10 protein-coding genes, 1 tRNA gene and 8 pseudogenes are annotated in these 17769 nt (G+C 31.6%); 5 read left to right on the forward strand and 14 right to left on the reverse strand.

Going from position 1 to position 17769, the window contains the following annotated elements:
* Positions 1 to 1426: 1426 nt before the first annotated feature.
* Entirely contained in the window at positions 1427 to 1819 is a 393-nt protein-coding gene (locus IGI63_RS14780) for a hypothetical protein (RefSeq protein ID WP_429976120.1), read from the forward strand.
* A 46-nt stretch (positions 1820 to 1865) separates the two neighbouring features.
* On the forward strand, positions 1866 to 2225 hold the full coding sequence (locus tag IGI63_RS14785) for a hypothetical protein (protein ID WP_429976121.1): 360 nt from the start codon (positions 1866 to 1868) through the stop codon (positions 2223 to 2225).
* A gap of 811 nt (positions 2226 to 3036) precedes the next feature.
* On the opposite strand, the pseudogene IGI63_RS14790 reads toward IGI63_RS14785, so the two are convergent.
* The 7 genes and pseudogenes from IGI63_RS14790 to IGI63_RS14820 all read right to left on the reverse strand — a co-directional run.
* A pseudogene (locus IGI63_RS14790) lies at positions 3037 to 3136 on the reverse strand (LysM peptidoglycan-binding domain-containing protein); the annotation flags it as partial.
* A 727-nt stretch (positions 3137 to 3863) separates the two neighbouring features.
* A complete protein-coding gene (locus IGI63_RS14795) occupies positions 3864 to 4292 on the reverse strand; it encodes a universal stress protein (protein WP_429976122.1) in 429 nt (142 codons plus the stop codon).
* 93 nt (positions 4293 to 4385) lie between these two features.
* A complete protein-coding gene (locus tag IGI63_RS14800; RefSeq protein ID WP_429976123.1) occupies positions 4386 to 4523 on the reverse strand; it encodes a hypothetical protein in 138 nt (45 codons plus the stop codon).
* A 56-nt stretch (positions 4524 to 4579) separates the two neighbouring features.
* Positions 4580 to 4653: transfer RNA gene (locus tag IGI63_RS14805), tRNA-Ile, on the reverse strand.
* A 737-nt stretch (positions 4654 to 5390) separates the two neighbouring features.
* Positions 5391 to 6162, reverse strand: a pseudogene (locus IGI63_RS14810) (phage tail spike protein); the annotation flags it as partial.
* Positions 6144 to 6877 (reverse strand): annotated as a pseudogene (locus IGI63_RS14815) (phage tail protein). The pseudogenes IGI63_RS14810 and IGI63_RS14815, both read right to left, overlap by 19 nt.
* Positions 6867 to 7092, reverse strand: a pseudogene (locus IGI63_RS14820) (hypothetical protein); the annotation flags it as partial. The pseudogenes IGI63_RS14815 and IGI63_RS14820, both read right to left, overlap by 11 nt.
* 83 nt (positions 7093 to 7175) lie before the next feature.
* Between IGI63_RS14820 and IGI63_RS14825 the strand changes: the two are divergent.
* A pseudogene (locus tag IGI63_RS14825) lies at positions 7176 to 8322 on the forward strand (IS3 family transposase).
* A 24-nt stretch (positions 8323 to 8346) separates the two neighbouring features.
* Here IGI63_RS14825 and IGI63_RS14830 read toward each other — a convergent pair.
* The 7 genes and pseudogenes from IGI63_RS14830 to IGI63_RS14860 form a co-directional block, all read right to left on the reverse strand.
* Positions 8347 to 8502: a hypothetical protein gene (locus IGI63_RS14830; protein ID WP_429976124.1), complete on the reverse strand. Its 156-nt coding sequence runs from the start codon at positions 8500 to 8502 to the stop codon at positions 8347 to 8349.
* Between the two features lie 204 nt (positions 8503 to 8706).
* Positions 8707 to 10026 (reverse strand): annotated as a pseudogene (locus IGI63_RS14835) (IS1182 family transposase); the annotation flags it as partial.
* A gap of 199 nt (positions 10027 to 10225) precedes the next feature.
* Positions 10226 to 10351: a hypothetical protein gene (locus IGI63_RS14840; protein ID WP_429976125.1), complete on the reverse strand. Its 126-nt coding sequence runs from the start codon at positions 10349 to 10351 to the stop codon at positions 10226 to 10228.
* Positions 10352 to 10487: 136 nt separating this feature from the next.
* Positions 10488 to 11604, reverse strand: a pseudogene (locus tag IGI63_RS14845) (glycoside hydrolase family 125 protein).
* Positions 11605 to 11647: 43 nt separating this feature from the next.
* Positions 11648 to 11782, reverse strand: coding sequence for a hypothetical protein (locus IGI63_RS14850; protein ID WP_429976126.1), 135 nt, complete (start codon positions 11780 to 11782; stop codon positions 11648 to 11650).
* Between the two features lie 15 nt (positions 11783 to 11797).
* Positions 11798 to 14419, reverse strand: coding sequence for a glycoside hydrolase family 38 C-terminal domain-containing protein (locus IGI63_RS14855; RefSeq protein ID WP_429976127.1), 2622 nt, complete (start codon positions 14417 to 14419; stop codon positions 11798 to 11800).
* 30 nt (positions 14420 to 14449) lie between these two features.
* Positions 14450 to 15784, reverse strand: coding sequence for a PTS sugar transporter subunit IIC (locus IGI63_RS14860; protein ID WP_429976128.1), 1335 nt, complete (start codon positions 15782 to 15784; stop codon positions 14450 to 14452).
* A 157-nt stretch (positions 15785 to 15941) separates the two neighbouring features.
* On the opposite strand from IGI63_RS14860, the pseudogene IGI63_RS14865 reads away from it, so the two are divergent.
* Positions 15942 to 16658 (forward strand): annotated as a pseudogene (locus tag IGI63_RS14865) (GntR family transcriptional regulator).
* A 284-nt stretch (positions 16659 to 16942) separates the two neighbouring features.
* Positions 16943 to 17425, forward strand: a complete 483-nt coding sequence (locus IGI63_RS14870; protein ID WP_429976303.1) for an oligosaccharide flippase family protein — start codon at positions 16943 to 16945, stop codon at positions 17423 to 17425.
* The last annotated feature ends 344 nt before the right edge of the window (positions 17426 to 17769 follow it).

A 17769-nucleotide genomic window follows, 5' to 3' on the forward strand; every position in this document is an offset into this window, starting at 1 on the left:
TCTATAAATAAAGCGTTTTCGATATTTGGGTACTAGTACCATCTTTTAATATAGTATTGAAATTTATTTCAGAATCATATTTGTGTTGTAAGCTTTGCTTCTACATAGATTTTACTTGAATTGCTAGTTAATTTTAAAAACGAAAAATAAAATAGCTTTGCGATAGAATAAGCTCACAACCACCAAGAAATGAGTGAACATTCTATGCAAAGCCAATTACAGAATATCCAACTTCACCAGAAGCTCAATCAACTTATCATACAATTCTAGAAAAGGTGGAAGAGTTGTACCTGAAGTTTGTCCCCGATACGATTCGTCTTCGGCGAAATATTGACCAACAAAAACAGCCTGATACCGTGATTGTTACCACAATGATCTGGGGGATGATGATGGACTTTCCAACCCAAATAAGTATGTATCAAGGCATTTGTGCTTTTTTGTATCCTGATAGTTTCCCCAGTCATTCTCACTACAATAGCTATAAATACAGATTAACCATAATTTGCTGCTAAAATATTATTCTTATTCCACTTTTTTCAAACATATTATTCTTTGTTGCAATAGAATTTAAGATTTTCCAAAATACATATAGAAAAGAATTATCAATTTGGATCCTCTATTTGCTATCTTAGCAATTTTATTATTCTAACCCTTCTTAAAAGTTATAAAAATTCTATTCTTTTAACTCTTTTATCCACTCATACTTTTTACTTACATACACGTGTGAAACCTTTTTGATTAAAGAGTAATAAATTGCCTATCTTAACATTATATATAAGGGGCTTCAGCTATCAGAAAAATACATCCATATAAAAATTCTCCTATCGTATATAAAATAGAAGAATAAAATTTATTCTTCAGTTCGGATATAACTGAAAATATATGATTTTTAGAAAAATTTTTTAAAACAAAAAGTAGAATATTCAAGAAGCCGAAAAGAAAAAATATCTTTTCGGCTTCTTGAATATTATCAATACAGATATTAATTAATAATTTTTTATTAACTCGTTTTTTAATATCACAAAACTAAGCAATGATCCTAATACTCCCATAACTCCTAAAAACAACAATTCCATTGTTTTAGGTAATGAATTAGAATAGCTCATAGACGTTTTTTTATCTTCAACGTAAGGCAAAGCTTTTGTTTGTATGTGAACCTTGAACCTTATTGTAGCATAATTCGATTCAAACACAAACATTGATATAACAGCATTTACAAACAAAAGAAGGTGCGTTCCCTTTGATTTACCTAGTTTTACAATTTTTTGTGGTAAGTTTGTGGCAAAATCATCAGTTACTATCAATATACATTAGATAGTTTTAGCTTCCTGGTATATGACAATAAAAACCCCATTGTTGTGTAACCGCTTTCTTGATATAATTTTGTTGTAGTATTCTATGATAAAACACATACAAGGAGGAACGAATGAAAAAAATACTTTTGTTATTAGTAGGTGTCATTTTTCTATTCACTATCTGTTTAGGACTTCATACTAACGTTTGTGCAACTGATACAGATGATATGATAGTAAAACATGCACTGATAGGAAGAGAATTAAACGAATTTGAACAAAACGAACAAGCACAGCAAAGTCTTAGATCATTTACTACCGATGAAGCAACATTACAAATGGACTATCAGTCTCTTAAAAATTCTGGCGTTTTAGGTGAAGATATATCTTTCGAAATGTATATTGATTTAGCAACAACAGCGCCTCCAACAGATCCAGTTTCACCAGAGTTCAGAAATCGAGCGGTTAGAGGTGTTTCTGATTTAAAACCTGGAGACTTTTTTAATTACAAATGCAACATCATTTGATGGATATACAGGTCACGCGGGTATATATACAGGTAATGGGTTTATTATGAGCATTCAAAAACCAGGTACTCACCCTGCACAAATGCATGTTATGCAATGGATGTATAACTACAACAAACCAGGAAAATGGACAAAAGTTTATCGTCCAGCCTCACGTTATAAAGAACCTAGCGCTGGAGAATGGGCAATTAATCATTACAATGGAACAAATTATGGTTATGGAATTACTACAAATATTTTTGGATTAAACCCCACATACTGTTCAAAAATAGTTTGGCAATCCTATTGGTATGCTTCAGGAGCGGTTCAAGTTGGAGGAATGTATCAACCAGTTATTGCAAAACCTTATGATATGCCAAATTATTTTGATACACCGCCTACACACACTCAGACATGGAAAGGATAATTCAATAGAATAACAGTATAATGAATATGTATAAACTATTAATATTTTTTTGGATAACTATTTTGTTTATTTTGGAATATTTCATATCTCGTGTGATGACTGGTGTTAGTAGGTATGATTTTAATGGCAACGGCACGATTGTTTATATTGTTTTGGTTATTTGCTATTTAATTATTACCACTTTATTAGGAATATTTGTTTCTAAAAATTGGTTTTATTTCCTAGTCGCATTCGTTTTATTGACTGTTGCTTTACCGTTTATTACGATATTTATGTTAAACCATTTCAATTTAAAATAGCATTAAAGACAGTAAACTATATCGGTTACTGTCTTTTTTGTAAAGATAAAAAATCGCCTCAATAAAGAGCGGTTCATGAAAAATTATGTCTTAGACAAGTTCATTGTACTGCTGCTTTTCCTTTTAGGAAAGAACTTTTTTAACTTGACCTACTAATTTCATTGGGGGAGAATATCATGAACAAGGTAAAAAACGCAAGGAAGCTATACATAATATTTTTTCAAGTACTAAACCTACCCATAAAAGAGTTGCATTGTGGATAGTACTTTTAATTATTATTGTAGATATTGTCGTGTGATATTTTATTCATAACTATTAATCTCATCCGTAAATATCTATGTCTCACACATCACAGTGGAAGACTTTTTTAATATCCAATTCCACACATGTTACTAGAATTTCCATCATTTGCCCCAACTGGAATATAAGTACGATTTCCACTTGTATCAAAGTTAGCTATTATATTACAAACAATTAGAATATGTACTTCCCCTCATTTAAGAGGGGGTGATTTAATAGTTCAACGTTTGCCCTGGATAAATCAAGTTAGGATTTACTAATCCGTTCCGTTGTGCCAAGTTTATCCGCGATACTTGATAAGTTATCACCAAACTAATACTTTTAGATTTTTATTTTTTGGCAATCGTTAACTTATCTTAACTTTTCTAAATTAACATTTATATCAATTCTAGTTTCTTCATTTTCACTCTTTTTTTCTGATAAGTATTATCAAAGTATGGTCGTTTTATTTTTGTGCCCACCGCCTCTGGTGGGTTTTTGTTTTATTCTATTTTATAGTTGTGGTATAGTTTTTTCGAAAAGGAAGTGGTTCAGTCAATGTTTATTTCGCGTTTATTACTTCTAATTTTAGCTGTACTAATTTTCTTTATTGCTGTTTTTGTAGCAATCATTTTTATTCATGATAACTTTAATAAATGAAAAAGGCCTTAGTGTTGAAATTCATCCAAATCATTAGATTTTTGTCTAATTTTTGTGGTGCAGTTCAGCGTTGGCTAGGGTCTTTTAGTGTGTATAAGGTGCAAATCTTTATTCAAAAAATAGAAAAATATACTTACTGGAATTAATGATAGTCCTACTATAATAAAATTATCCATCGTTAACACCTCACCTATTTATTTCTTCACCCTCATACTATACCTAATGATAATTATTATCAATTAATTGAATTCTTATAAAAAATCAAATCACCATTGACAAAATGCTTATAAGAAAATCTTTGATTAACGCATAAAAACATACCTCACTCTCATCTGGGAGCGAGGCTTTCATCAGGAAATATTTTAGTTTCTTATTATCCATTTTGTAACTCCAAGTCTTTTTACCTTACAATCATTACCGTACAAGGCGCATGATTCACCACATACGTTGCTGTTGATCCCATTATAACATTACCCACACTTCCCTTACCAGTTGCTCCCATAATAATTAAATCTATATTCTTTTCTTTGGAATAACTTACAATTACTTGTTTAGGCTTGCTAATGATAAATTTGGATTTGACATCGTCATAACCCCTCACCTTAACTTTTTTTTCTACAATTGCAAGTTCCAGTTCAATTTTTGATTTTTCTCTCTCTAAAATTTCATGATAAAATTCTGTGCTAACATTTAAATCACCGCTATTCAATACTGCTAATAAATATATCGTTGATTCATACTTTTTTGCGATATTTATTGCCTGTTCAAGTGCTTTCTCCGATTGTTCTGACCCATCTATAGCTATTAAAATATTTTTGTATTCTGACATTGTAACCGCCTCCTTAATTCCATTATAAGTAATTACAGAAAATTTAGGAAATGATAAGGCAAAAGGCCTTATCATTTAGTGGGCTATAGTCTTTTAGTGTGAAAAAAAATAAAATATTGCTACAATGACACACATAGCTATTGTAATAAATAAAAATATACATCCGCAACCATCATCCAATCGTTCTCTTGGTCCTGTTCCTCCAAGAATAAGCCATAATAAGTTTCTCATTATATCTCCCCTCCAAAAGTCTTTACTATATATTTTTCTAACAATTTTTAAACTTATGGACTATACAAGACTCGAACCTGTGACCGAACAGTTATGAGTCGTTTGCTCTAACCAACTGAGCTAATGGTCCTGAATACAAAACCACCCACAACCTGGCATCAGGATTGTGAGCGGTTATGCTTGGAATTAAGTTTAATGATAAACTCGATGGATGTGACTAAACTATACCACAGCACATATTCTATGTAAAACAAAACCGCCTAATCAGGGTAAGGCGATTTTGATAATAAAAAAAGTCAATAACATATCGATAATATCACTATACTGTATTTTACAATAGAGTTTAAGTATTTATGTAAAACCGCCCTAGTCTGGTAGTAGGACGGTTCATGAAAAATTATGTCTTAAACAAGTTCATTGTACTGCTGCTTTTCTTTTTATGCAAGAACTTTTTTACACTACAGGAAACATTTCTTCTAATCGTTTGTGCCAGGGCGTATTAATTGCCCAATTTTGTTGAGTATAGACGGGTAGGTCACACTCATTATTCTTCTTATAGAGCTCTTGCAATATCTTGACGTTGTCTTCATATGGGATATGATGGCAATTAAGATTATTACAATAATATTTTCCTACCGTGTTTCCATTATCATTATTTAGTTTTCCATCTCTCATTGGTCGTTCATAAATACAATGCATAGTTGCCACTTCCTTTTTATTATTTATTTCTTCATTTTCCTTTTCTGGTCGCTTACTTCCTGTTGCATATAAATCCCAGTCTTCAAGCGTTCCATAGAATACATTTAATACAGGTTTCCACCCTAGCCAGGTAATTTCCCACTTGATGTATATTGATACATCACTGTAATCAGTAAACTGAACGTATTGAGCGTAGACATCTTGATACTTGTTGATATATTCGCTCTTAACTGCATTTCCATAAATCCGTTGATAAGTTCCGTCTGCTTCACTTTGAAGCTCTGCAAATAACAATACTTTGGTGACAATTGATTGCCAATCAAATTTAATGGTTAATCCTTTTAAATCTTTACCATAACGAACAGTTTCAACTGTTATCTTATCCTCTACGTCTTATCAAAGATAATTTAAAAGGTTCTCGTTTGATTTCTCCGCCCCAGTATTGAAGCAAAGAACCTTGTTCACCAGCAATACAATTAAGTACATTTCTAGCTTCGAATATCATACTAGAAGCTGTGTTAATATCGGAATGAAATTTGATATCGCATGGTTCGTCCATGTTCTGTTCGATTAATCTCATTGCTTCTACGCCATTACGATTATCAACTGTTAATAGCTTCACTTGTCTGTTTCCTAGCTTATAAGCACGATATTGAGCATAAATGACAATACTACTAGTGAACGTATCTTTAAACGTTTGCTTGATCTCGAATATGTGATATTCTTCTAAATCATTTGGCTTTGCTTTAATTTGATAGCCATTTTCAAAATAATCACTAAAGCGACTAATCGCTGGATAATCCATTTCTAGCTCATATTTTCCGTTTGCTTCTTCTGTGATTTCGCAACGTGTCGCATCAATAAGACGTCCTAAACCGTTTGTTGTAAAATCTTTTTCTCCAGGTTTAAAAATAACTGGAATCAAATCTTTCGCTTCCAATTAGGCTGAACCTTAAACTCTGTTACTTTTCCAGTCCAGCGAAAATTATTTTCTCCACTTTTAAAAATTGGGTAATCTTTGAAAAGTGTTTTATGATCAAAAATTTCAAAAGCTCCACCTGATTTTCGATAAGCTTCTTGTTTTTCTGAATCGATAATGATATCTCTATCAATCGCTTTTAATGAATATGATTGATTATTGATAAAAAAGAAATATCCTCAGACCCCAAAATCTGAATAATAGGTTCTGAAGGATATTTTTCTGTATTGATTAACTGATTAGGATTACTTACCCAATATTGACCAATACGATTTTTCTTAAAAGGTCGGATACTTACAGTAAACTCAAAAGAAATTAAAATTCCTGTTTTTCTTGTTCCTGTAAACTTTGGCGGACTCGTTACAATCGCTTGATAAATATAATGTTCATCAAAATAGACGATAAAATCAGAGTAGTTTCCCATATCAAGCCAAAAAGAAATTTCATCTTCTAAGAAAGAAACTTCTTGTAAAGTACTTGCTTTCGCATAGCATGTAATAGTGCGCTCTACATTTTTATAATATGCAAAATCAACAGCTATTGAATCATTACCCGTTCACTCCCTAAGTTCTACTACATTTCCTGCAGAAAGTCGTTCAGGTCTTTCTTTCATAAACACATTGAATTCAGAACTATGCTTCCCATTAAGAAAAAACTGACCTCTTTTAAATTCCACCCATAGCACCTCCTACTGCATCGCTATCTCTATTTTTGACAACTTGAATATATTTAACAAGTTTCTATGCTATATTCATCTAAGTCACCCATAGCTTGTATATTAATATTGAAAGTATCACCACCAATATTAGTCGTGGCATTGCCATTATTTTTAGCTAAGCTTTCTGTTTGAGCTCCTTGTTGGTCGATATATCTACCAGTAGTAGAAAAATTTGTGCATGTATGCTAATAAAGTAGACAGATTTTCTGCTATACTATCAATTAAATAGGCACTCATTTAGAAAGGATTTTTTATTATGGTAGATAAACGAAAAACACCTCATAAATTTGATGAAGAGGTTAAACAATCCATCGTTAAACTCTATGAAAGCGGCAAATCTCAGAATGCTCTTGCTACTGATGCCGTATCCCCTATTGCTCGTTGGGTAAAGCAATATTCAACAGTGAAAATTGATGATGGGACATCCTTACGGTTCGACAAATTCAACAATTACAAAAAAGAAATACTCAACTGGAGGAAGAAAATCTCATCTAAAAAAAGCGATTGCCATATTCACGCCCCGCTCCACGAACGACTAGAGGCTATTCATATCCTTCGTTATGAACATACCGTTGTTACTTTATGCAGAGTTCTTAAAGTCAATCGTTCCACTTACTACAAATATTTTTCAGATAAGGTTGCCCCTAGAACATTAGAAAATCAACAAATCTGAAAAAATATTTTAGAGATTTATACGACCTCTCAGAAACGAGTAGGTCCAGCAAGAATTCAACGAATGCTTTCTTATGACTATGTCTTACACATCAGTATTGGTCGAGTGTATCGACTAATGAAAATAATGAATTTACCTAAAATGACTACCTCTAAACCTGTTTTTAAACGATCAAAAAGCCAGGTTTCTTTAGAAAGACCCAATTATTTAAAACAAGCGTTCAATCCACCAGCACCTAATCAAGTTTGGACAAGTGACTTTTCCTATATTCCCATAGGGAGAATAAATCCTTTGTTTATCTTTGTAGCATTCTTGAATTACTTTCCAGAAAAGTGATTGCTTGGTCTGTGAGTCACAAAATAGATACTCTACTGGCTATTTCAACGGTAGAAAAAACGATTCAATCACGAAGCCCAACAGCACTAGTCCTTTTTCATACAGACCAAGGTTCCCAATATACCTTTTTAGAATTTAGAAGATATTTGGAAGATAGACCACTTGTCCATTCTTTATCTAAACCAGGTTATCCTTGGGATAACGCAGTAACAGAACCTTTTTTAAATATATGAAAAAGGATGAGCTGAACCGTCGGAACTTTTCTTCGCTCCAAAAAGTACAGCTTTCTTGTTTTGAATATATCGAAGGCTTTTACAATACCCAACGACCTCATGGGACATTAAACATGCTTACTTTCAACAAAAAGGATGAGCAATACTTTGGAAATCTTTAAGTATCTACTCTTTTTGTATCTACTTTATTGACAATCATCCACAACTAATAAATCGTCTACATCTAAAATCATTATTCCGTGACCTCTTAAATAATCTTCTTGAAACTCATCTAAGCTATTATAATCATTAAAATAACTTGATTTCATTAAACGAAAGTAAAGAGTATTCTTTTTAATCATATCTATACCTCTCATAAAAAAAGCCTTTCTTTTTAAAGTCGCAGCATCTACGAATACATCAACTATAAACAGTTTCTTTTTAGAGTCGGTGTTGTTCCAGACTGTAGACAAAAAGGAGTGGCTTAATTGCCAACTCCTTTTTGTTAGTTTTTGTATAAATTTGAAATAAAAAGCCATAGGCTTTTTTGTTTTCCATAGTCATATAGCTAGTTTTTTTAAATTCACGGCAGCAAACGTAAGCATCGTGTGCGCAGCGACTTTTTCAAGACCTCGATATTTCGTCCAGCGCATACCATGCTTTTCTTTTGCATCTGCAAATATTCGTTCAATGGTCTGTTTTCTCTTTTTGTAAATTTCTTTATTTAACGCCGTATGGCGTTGGTGTTCAAGTTCATCCATAAGATCAGCCCAAATATGCTGAGTTACAATTTTTTGATAGTTTGCACTCGAAGTACAGGTTTCAAGTAATGGACAACTCCTACAGAATTTTGGATTTGATTTATAGATTCGATAGCCATCACGAGTGATAGTTGAAAATAACAACGGTTGATTATTAGGGCATAAATAACAGTCAAAATAGGCATCATAAACAAAGTCTTTTTTAGGAAACATTCCTTTTACTCCATGAGGTGCAGTATATAGAAGAATCGGGTAGAGTTTCAAGTGTGACAGAAAATGAACAAATTTAGGCGTCTTATATCCTGCATCAGCGACAACACGCTTTATATTTGGAAAAGCTCTTTTCGACTGTTTAACCAGAACGGTTGCGACTTGGCTGTCCTGCACATTTCCTAGTGTGATTAGTGTAGATAAGATAAAACCGTTATCTTCGCAGGAAGTATGCGCAGAATAAGCAAATTGTTTTTCTCGTTCTCCTTTAATATAGTAGCCACTTTCTGGATCTAAATGACTAATTTTTTGAAGACTCAACTCACTTTCTGTGCCCCATGTAAAAGGACGTTTTCCTACAGCAATACGTTCTTTATTTATTTCATCTTCTAATTCATCTTGATAAGCTTTAGCTTGACCGTAGGTCATTTCTTTTGTGAACTTATGTTTATTGGCATTTGCTTTGATATGAGTAGAATCAATATAAAGGTTGTCTTCCGTAACGAAGCCAGCTTTGACAGCTTGTTCTAAAATATGAGAGAAAACATCCTCAAATAAAGTTGTTTCTCTAAATCTTCGAACATAGTTTTTACCAAAAGTAGAGAAATGTGGGATAGGATCCTCGAATGAATATCCTAAAAACCAACGATAAGCAACATTTGTTTCAACATCTTTAATTGTCTGTCTCATCGAACGGATACCAAATAAATATTGGATAAATACTAATTTAATTAAGATCACTGGATCAATACTGGGACGACCATAGGTCGAATACGTGGATTCTACAATGGGATAAATAAAATCAAACTGAATCGCAGCATCAATCTTTCGTATCAAATGATCTTTTGGTACAAGATCATCAATTGTTAACATAGCAAATTGATTTCTACCTTCAATCGATTGTTTTCTCATCATTAGAATCACTCCCCAAACAGTTTATGCAATCAGTATAAAACAAAAAACTGCAAACAACACTCCAAATTTGGGAGTTTGTCTACAGTCTGAGCTCTCTATATTGATAGAAAGCTTCGTCAAAATTGAGAAATTTAATGACCTTCTTAATGAAAATCACTTATTATTTTATATAATTTTTTCTAAAGTTCAACCTTGCTCCTTAATTTTTCTTTTTCCTTCCTTGAACTCCAAATGTTTTCATTACTTGATATTTGGCTCGAATCATTCGTCCCATTGTATCCGTAGGATAATACCGTTTTTCGATCATCTCTTTATCTTTTGCCACAATTTCTTCCCACGTCTCTTATACTTCTTGAGAAATCAAACAATTTACTTGGTAATAAATAATTGTTCTTTTCACTAAATGCCTATCATTCCCATCAAATACTATCACTGTATATTGATTTATCACTTAAACTATCTTAGCTTGTTTGATTTAGCTTTAAATAATGAAAAACTAGCTCACAATACATCATGTTTGCCCAAGAAAACCATTCCCTTGTATAATTTTTAGGATCATCTACATCAATTCCTTCATGACATTGTAAAGTTTCTGCATCTGTTTCTGCAATTTGATTAATTTTTTCGCTCACAAAGTCTTTATTTGATGAAGTTAAGCCTTCCATTGCAAGTGAAATTGGCCATACATAATTTGGAGGAGTATGTGGACTACCAATTCCTTTTAAATATTTCCCTGAGTAATAATAGGGATTCTCTTTACTTAGAATCTTTTCACGTGTTTTTCGATAGATTTTATCATTTTCCTTTAGACAACCTAAAAAAGGTAAGGATAACAAACTAGGAATATTGGCATCATCCATAAACATATGATTTCCTAATCCATCAATTTCATATGCATAATAACTATCGCCTTTTTCATCTTCTAAAATAGCATATTTTTGAATTCCTAATTCTATATCTTTTTGTAATTTATTCATCTTGTTTTGCAACACTACTTGATTCTGGTTAAAATTCAATATTAAAAGTTCTTGTAACTGTTCTAATATTGATAAAATGAAAAAGTTTCCTGGAATAAAATATCCATAAACACACGCATCATCACTTGGTCTAAAACCACTCCAAATCAAGCCCGTATACGCTACTGGAGATCCTTTACCATTTTGAGTCAAAGTATCTGACTCTGGGCAATTTGTTCGTTGGAAAAAATATTCTGACGAATTATGATATTGTTCATTAATAAATGTATCAATTATTAATTCAGTAACTTTCCAAAATTCATCAGTTAAATGTTTTGTATAACCTACTTTCTTATATAAAGTAATTGCAAAAAAAGTGGTGCACACAAAGAATCAATTTCAAATTTTCTTTCCCAAACCCATGGAGAAATCGATACATTCGATATATCATCACTATAATGTTGATTCGTTGCTTCTTTATTAAATGCGTTCGCATATGGATCATGCTTTATATATGTTAATTGTTGTTGTAATACTCCTTGAACTAATTCAATAATTTTAGGCACTTCTTTACAATTTCTAAATACGGCAATATTTGAAAAGTTGAATCTCTTAACCACATTGCTGGAATATCTCCTGTTGCTATAAAAATCTCTCCATTGTCTCTAAAAAAAAGTTGTATTAGTAATCGTATCAACTAAAGCAAGTTGAAATAATTTTTTTGTTGCTTTTCCATTATTTAATTTAACTGTAGTTGCATATTTTTGAATTTCTTTTATTAGTTCTTGTTGATTAATCACGTCATTACTCCATTTCTATTTAATAAAAACTCCGTATGTTCTAATTTCTCCTGGTTTAAATGGCTCCATAATTAATACTTCTAAATTTTCAGCTATTGAAACAAGTGATTTTCCTTCTAAATTAAGTAAGTTTACTTTAACAGGCTGATTAAACACTAGTGTCCCCGGTGATTTTTTTTCTTCATTGGTTGGATTATATAATCGTAATTCCATACCTGATTTATCTGTCATCGCATAAAGACTGCTAAATACAACATTCGAATGAACAAGTGTTACTTTCGTGTGAAGTTCTTCGTTCACTTTGATTGGATTTACTGGGAAATATTGAATAGGGGTCGTAAATCTATTGATTTCTTGTGTTTGATAATAAAGTGTATCTTGGGTTGTTTCTAAATATTTTGTTTGTAATTTTTGTATATCAAATATTGTATCTAATACTATACTACCTTCAAATATAATTGAGCCCACTAATTGACTATCCGGTGTAGGAACTTCTCTCATTTGTAAACCAGAAGCATCTCCAGGTCTTCTCAACGTATCTGGTCGCCCTAAAAATCCTACTCCTCTAAAAACAGTAATCGCTAAAATTTGCTTATTAATATCAAGTACTTGAAAATCTTTACTACCTCTTGTTAAAAACGACCAGCTTTCTTGTTCGTCATGTAAATTGGCTACATGTAACATTGGTCTCATACTTGTTGGCTCTTCTTTATATCCTATTTCTTTCCAATCAGATAAATGCTCTTCATTAATTGGACGTTGAATCATCCCAAACGGTGTATCACTTGTGGAAAATGCTGCATTTGTCTCTACTTCTAACATTAATCTTAGTCGATGATCCAATACCTGATTATCTAAGTTCAGTTTAACATCAATCAAATTTGTATATTTATTTAATTCTAAAATTAATTCATAATTTACTACTCCATCTAATTTTTTTTCTTTCCTAGAAATTAAGTTATACGGTACAGTCCAACTACCTTCAATAACCATTCGACTAATTAATTCACCTTGTTCAATAGAAAGGTGTTCGTAATTTTCAAAATCAAGTTGTACTATCCAATCATTAAATGCTGGTGAATAATCATACGTATCTCCTTCATCTCCACCATCTTCAAACCATAAAAAATTATGACACCATTTATCCAGTTCTTTTGAATAAAGACAAAGTTGTCCTTTTTTTAGTTGAATAGTATACCATTCGTTTGATATTTCAGTATCTCTTATACGTTTAGGAGGATTTTCAACTGTTTCTTCAATTTCATAACATTCATATCCCATTGAAGGTAATGAGCATTCAATCGCTATTTCAGTAACAAAATAATGTTCAGCTTCCATCATCTTTGGATTTCTTCTTAATAACGCAGCATTTTCTTTTCTCTGATTCAAAATTTCTACGTTAATATTTTTTCCCTTTGCATCAACTAGTGAAAAATTAGGCATTTTTGTAGAAATTTCTACTTTACGAATTGTCGTTAATTCAAAAGGCAGTGGATTCCAAAGAAAAACTTTATTATTCTGTCCTTTATTTAAAGAAATGCTTAGTTTCCGTAGTAAATAATCAATACATGCTTGTACTTCTTGTAATCCATTGATACCTCGCATATAAATATCTTGATTCGTTTTATCGCTATTGCAGCCGCCAGCACTATCATGAGCTTGTCCTCTCGCAACAACTTTCCAAAGACTAGTAATTAAACCTTGCTTAACAGAAATGCCATAATTTTTAGCTACAACAGATAGTGGCTCTAATTGATACGTTAGTTTACGCTCCAATCGATCATAAATTTGTTTCAAATCATATCTAGAAGAATAAATCCCTCGATGTATTTTTGAATCCGAAGGCTCAATAAATTCACCAGATAATTCCGGAAACTCAATCGATTCTTTTTCTAATGCTTTAAAAAAAGCTGGGTAGTTACTTTCGATAAAATGTATTGTATCTTTGCTTTCAGCATTTGCTAACGTAATTCGTTGTTTCAAATCAAAATCAACAGCTCTTTGGTCTCCGCCGACAGGCAATAAATGTGATTCATTAGTTGATTGTGTACTGATTTTTTCTACTAACTCATCAAATTTATTTTGTTCAATTAGTTCTACTCCAGCATAATAGCCATTTTTGATATTAGCTGTTAATACTTTTGAGCCATCATTGCTCGTCCAATAAAAATAACGAGCGTTTGCTTCTTTCGGCATTCCTCTCCAAAATAAAGCATGTTGAATATCAAAGCCTTGATAAATCTTTGGCATATCTTGCCCCTGTCCAAAAGAGTCGGGCAAATACCCAACTCGCATTACATTTCCTAAAGCTTTTGCTTCCGAAATTCCTATTTTTAAATTACGAATAATCGATTCACCAGAAGTGGTCATTTCATCAATTTGTGTAAACCATGGGCCAATAAACAATCGACCTTCTTCTACAAACTTTCTAATTTTCTCCTCTTTTTCTGGGAATAATACTAAGTAATCTTCAATAATCGACATTTGTCCATCCAGTGTGTAAAAATCTAATTGGTTTGTTTCAAATGCTTCTAAAACTTCATCCATATGAAATATAAATTGTACACGTGCTTCTTGGCGTGTGAAATACCATTCATAATCCCAATGAGTATGGGCAACAGTATATACATTTTTCATGAGTTTGCTCCTTTTCTTATAAAATTAATTTTATGATTCAATTGAACCTGCTGATAATCGTTCTTGTCTTTGATTTAACACAACAAAAGGTGCATACATAAGAACATCAAGAACAACCAATACAAGCGTTAAAATTACTGGGCTAATGTGAAAAGCTCCTAAAACCCATGTGCTAATAAAAATTGGTTCATTACCAGAATTTAAAACAACTAATGGCACTACCCATCCTATGGAAGTTACTATATATGCAATTACTGCATTAACAATAGGAACAACAATCCACGGGATAAACATCAAAGGATTTAAAACAATCGGTAACCCAAAGATAACTGGTTCATTAATTCCAAAGCATCCAGGAACTAACGATAGTTTAGCAACTTCTCGCTCTTTCTCTCCTTTTTTCGTAAAAATCAACATAGCTATAATTAAACCAAATGTAGCCCCTGAACCACCAATCATTGCATAAACATTTGTCATAGTATTCGGTGCTATAGAAATATCCGCAAAGCTTTGTGTTTTCGCGAATTTTGCCACATTTTCTAAGAAAACTGGTAACCAAAAAGCTGAAACTACCCCCCAAACAATATTAAATCCATGTAATCCTAAAAACCACAAAATTTGTTGTAACAAAATAACAATAATGATTGCTGGTAAGCCTGTTCCAACTGTCAATAATGGTTTAATTAAAACTTCTGAAATCATTTGTAATAACGATACATAGCCCAAAGATTGAATGATAATTCTAAGAATGCCAAATATTAGTAATACTTCACTAATAGGTATCAAAGAAAAGAAAGAATCAAAAACATTTTGTGGGACATTTCCTGGCATTTTAATTGTAAATTTACTTCGAGTAAAACGAGAAAACAGGGCTACTGCAAGCATCCCTACAATAAGGGCTGTAAACATCCCCTCATAACTGAAGAAAGAAGAGGCAAATCCTTCAACGATATCTGCCTTTGAATCCAAATAGTTCACATTATTAGGTACCATCACAAAATAAGCTGACAAAGCAAGTAATGTTGCTATAATCGGATTTAAACGTTCATTCTTTTCTTTATTTTTTAATTCAACTGCATATGAATAAGCAGAAGAAAAGACAACAATAATTGCTACAATACCTAAAGTTGCATTTCCTAAATAACCAAATAGATTACTTATATTTGACAAAATGGCATTTTCAATTCCTTGACTTTTTATCAAAGCATCTATTTGCATTTTAATTAAGTTTGAAAATGATCCTACAACTGTAAATGGAATTGTACGAACAAATGCATTTTTTATGGCTTGTAAAATAGTATTTCCTTCAACCCAAGCTGAAACTTTTAGTAATGGCTCTTGAAGTTTTTGAATATCAAATCTCATAAATAGCACACCCTCTCAAATTTTATAGAAAACGCTTCCTGATTTAATTATATACAAATATCTATATTTGTAAATACTATATATTAAATTTATGTTTACAAATTAATTTTTTTGGTGTATAATGTATATACAAATATAAAGAATAGGAGTTTACAAATTGTATAAATATCGCGAAATATATTCAGATATTAAAAAGGATATTTTAACTAATCACTATCGCGCCGGCACTTTATTACCCACTCAAGAATTTTTTGCTGAAAAATATAACGTTTCTCGAATTACTTAAAAAAAGCACTCTCATTATTAGAAAATGAAGGATTAATATACAGCAAACAAGGTTCTGGCACGTATATTCGGCCAATTATTGATAATAATACAAGTGAATTATTACCTTTAGATTTACCAATTGGAGTTACCTATTCTCATCGCGATCAAACAATTGAAAGTAAAATTTTATTTTTTGATGCACGTTTACCTACCAAAGATGAACAACAACAATTATCTTTAAATACACCTGACCCTATCTATGAATTTAAAAGAGTTCGCTTGTTAAATGGTAAAGTTTATAGTTTTGAACATGTAATTATGCCTGTGGCAATTGCGCCTATTACTAAAGAAATTTTACAAGGTTCTGTATATGATTATTTAGGAGAGAAATTAAAATTACAATTAGTTGATGCGCGTAGAATTATCTACGCCGACAAAGCAAGCGAAGAAATTAGTACTTCATTGAATATAAAAAGAAATGATGCAGTTCTTGTTATTGAACAAATTGGATATGATCAAAAAAGGCAGGGCATTCGAATTTTCTAAATCTTATTTTATTAACAATAAAAGTAAATTTGTCTTAGATGTTCATTTAAACAAATCATAAATTGTATAGTTCTTCACATTTAAAGTAAAGGTTCTCCTGCTAATCAAATGTTGAAAAAATTTTTTATCAACGCTTTTCTTCTAGCTTACATTAAGCAAATAGTCAGTAATCACCTAAAAAGTAAAAAGAACCCCACTGTCAATCAAGACAGTGGGGTTTTGTATGATAATATGCAAGTTGTAATTTTTATTAAAAAAATAAACCTTACCATAGAGATTTACTAACTAATTTATTTATACTTTTTATAATAGATTGGAGGTTGCTTATGGGGGAAAAAGTTATTAATAGGGAGTTTTTGGTTATCATTCTTTAATATTGTTTGTAAAATTCTCGGATTCATTTATCTAATACCTTGGCTAAAATTTATGGGAACTATCCACGATCAACAAACTGCTCAAGCTATTTATAATGTCGCATACTTGCCTTATGCTTTATTCTTATCACTTGGCACAGCTGGATTTCCTAGTGGTATTGCTAAAAAAATTGCTGAATTAAATATTAAAGGAAATAAAAACCAAATAAAAAAATTATTCAAAAGTGGTTTGATAGTTATGGAAATAATAGGAATTCTATCTGCTTTATTAATGTTTATTTTCGCTCCTACATTGAGTAAAATGAGTCCAATAGTTGATCATACTGCGGGTATCACAGCAATCCGTAGCCTTTGCTTTTCTTTATTAATTATTCCTATACTTAGCGCACTAAGAGGGTATTTTCAAGGTCTAAATTTTAGTTTTCCTTCTGGTGTTTCCCAACTATTAGAATAATTAGTTCGAATAATTTGTATTTTAGTAGGAACCTATCTAATTAGATTTCAATTTAATGGTAGTATTTTATCTGCAGTTATATTAAGTACATTTGCATCCTCCATAGGGGGAATAGTTGCATTTCTTTATCTACTTTTTATCGGAAAAAGGAATTTGTTTCAACTTAAAGATTTTTACTTCTTACCTTTTAAAATCTATATCTCACATGAAAGGTCTTGCTACAGATATAATCAAGGAATCATTGCCATTTGTATATGTAGGATCAGTTATTTCAATTTTATAATTAATTGATCAATTTTCTTTAAAGGTTTTGTATTCTTTGTTTTTCCTCAAAGTAGTTTAAA

Source organism: Enterococcus sp. DIV0086, assembly GCF_050498705.1.
GTDB classification, from domain to species: Bacteria; Bacillota; Bacilli; order Lactobacillales; family Enterococcaceae; genus Enterococcus; species Enterococcus faecalis.

Coding starts and splice junctions, on each gene's coding strand:
- IGI63_RS14780 (WP_429976120.1), top strand. CDS start 1,427: ATGAAAAAAATACTTTTGTTATTAGTAGGTGTCATTTTTCTATTCACT.
- IGI63_RS14785 (WP_429976121.1), top strand. CDS start 1,866: ATGAGCATTCAAAAACCAGGTACTCACCCTGCACAAATGCATGTTATG.
- IGI63_RS14795 (WP_429976122.1), bottom strand. CDS start 4,292: ATGTCAGAATACAAAAATATTTTAATAGCTATAGATGGGTCAGAACAA.
- IGI63_RS14800 (WP_429976123.1), bottom strand. CDS start 4,523: ATGAGAAACTTATTATGGCTTATTCTTGGAGGAACAGGACCAAGAGAA.
- IGI63_RS14830 (WP_429976124.1), bottom strand. CDS start 8,502: ATGATTAAAAAGAATACTCTTTACTTTCGTTTAATGAAATCAAGTTAT.
- IGI63_RS14855 (WP_429976127.1), bottom strand. CDS start 14,419: ATGAAAAATGTATATACTGTTGCCCATACTCATTGGGATTATGAATGG.
- IGI63_RS14860 (WP_429976128.1), bottom strand. CDS start 15,784: ATGAGATTTGATATTCAAAAACTTCAAGAGCCATTACTAAAAGTTTCA.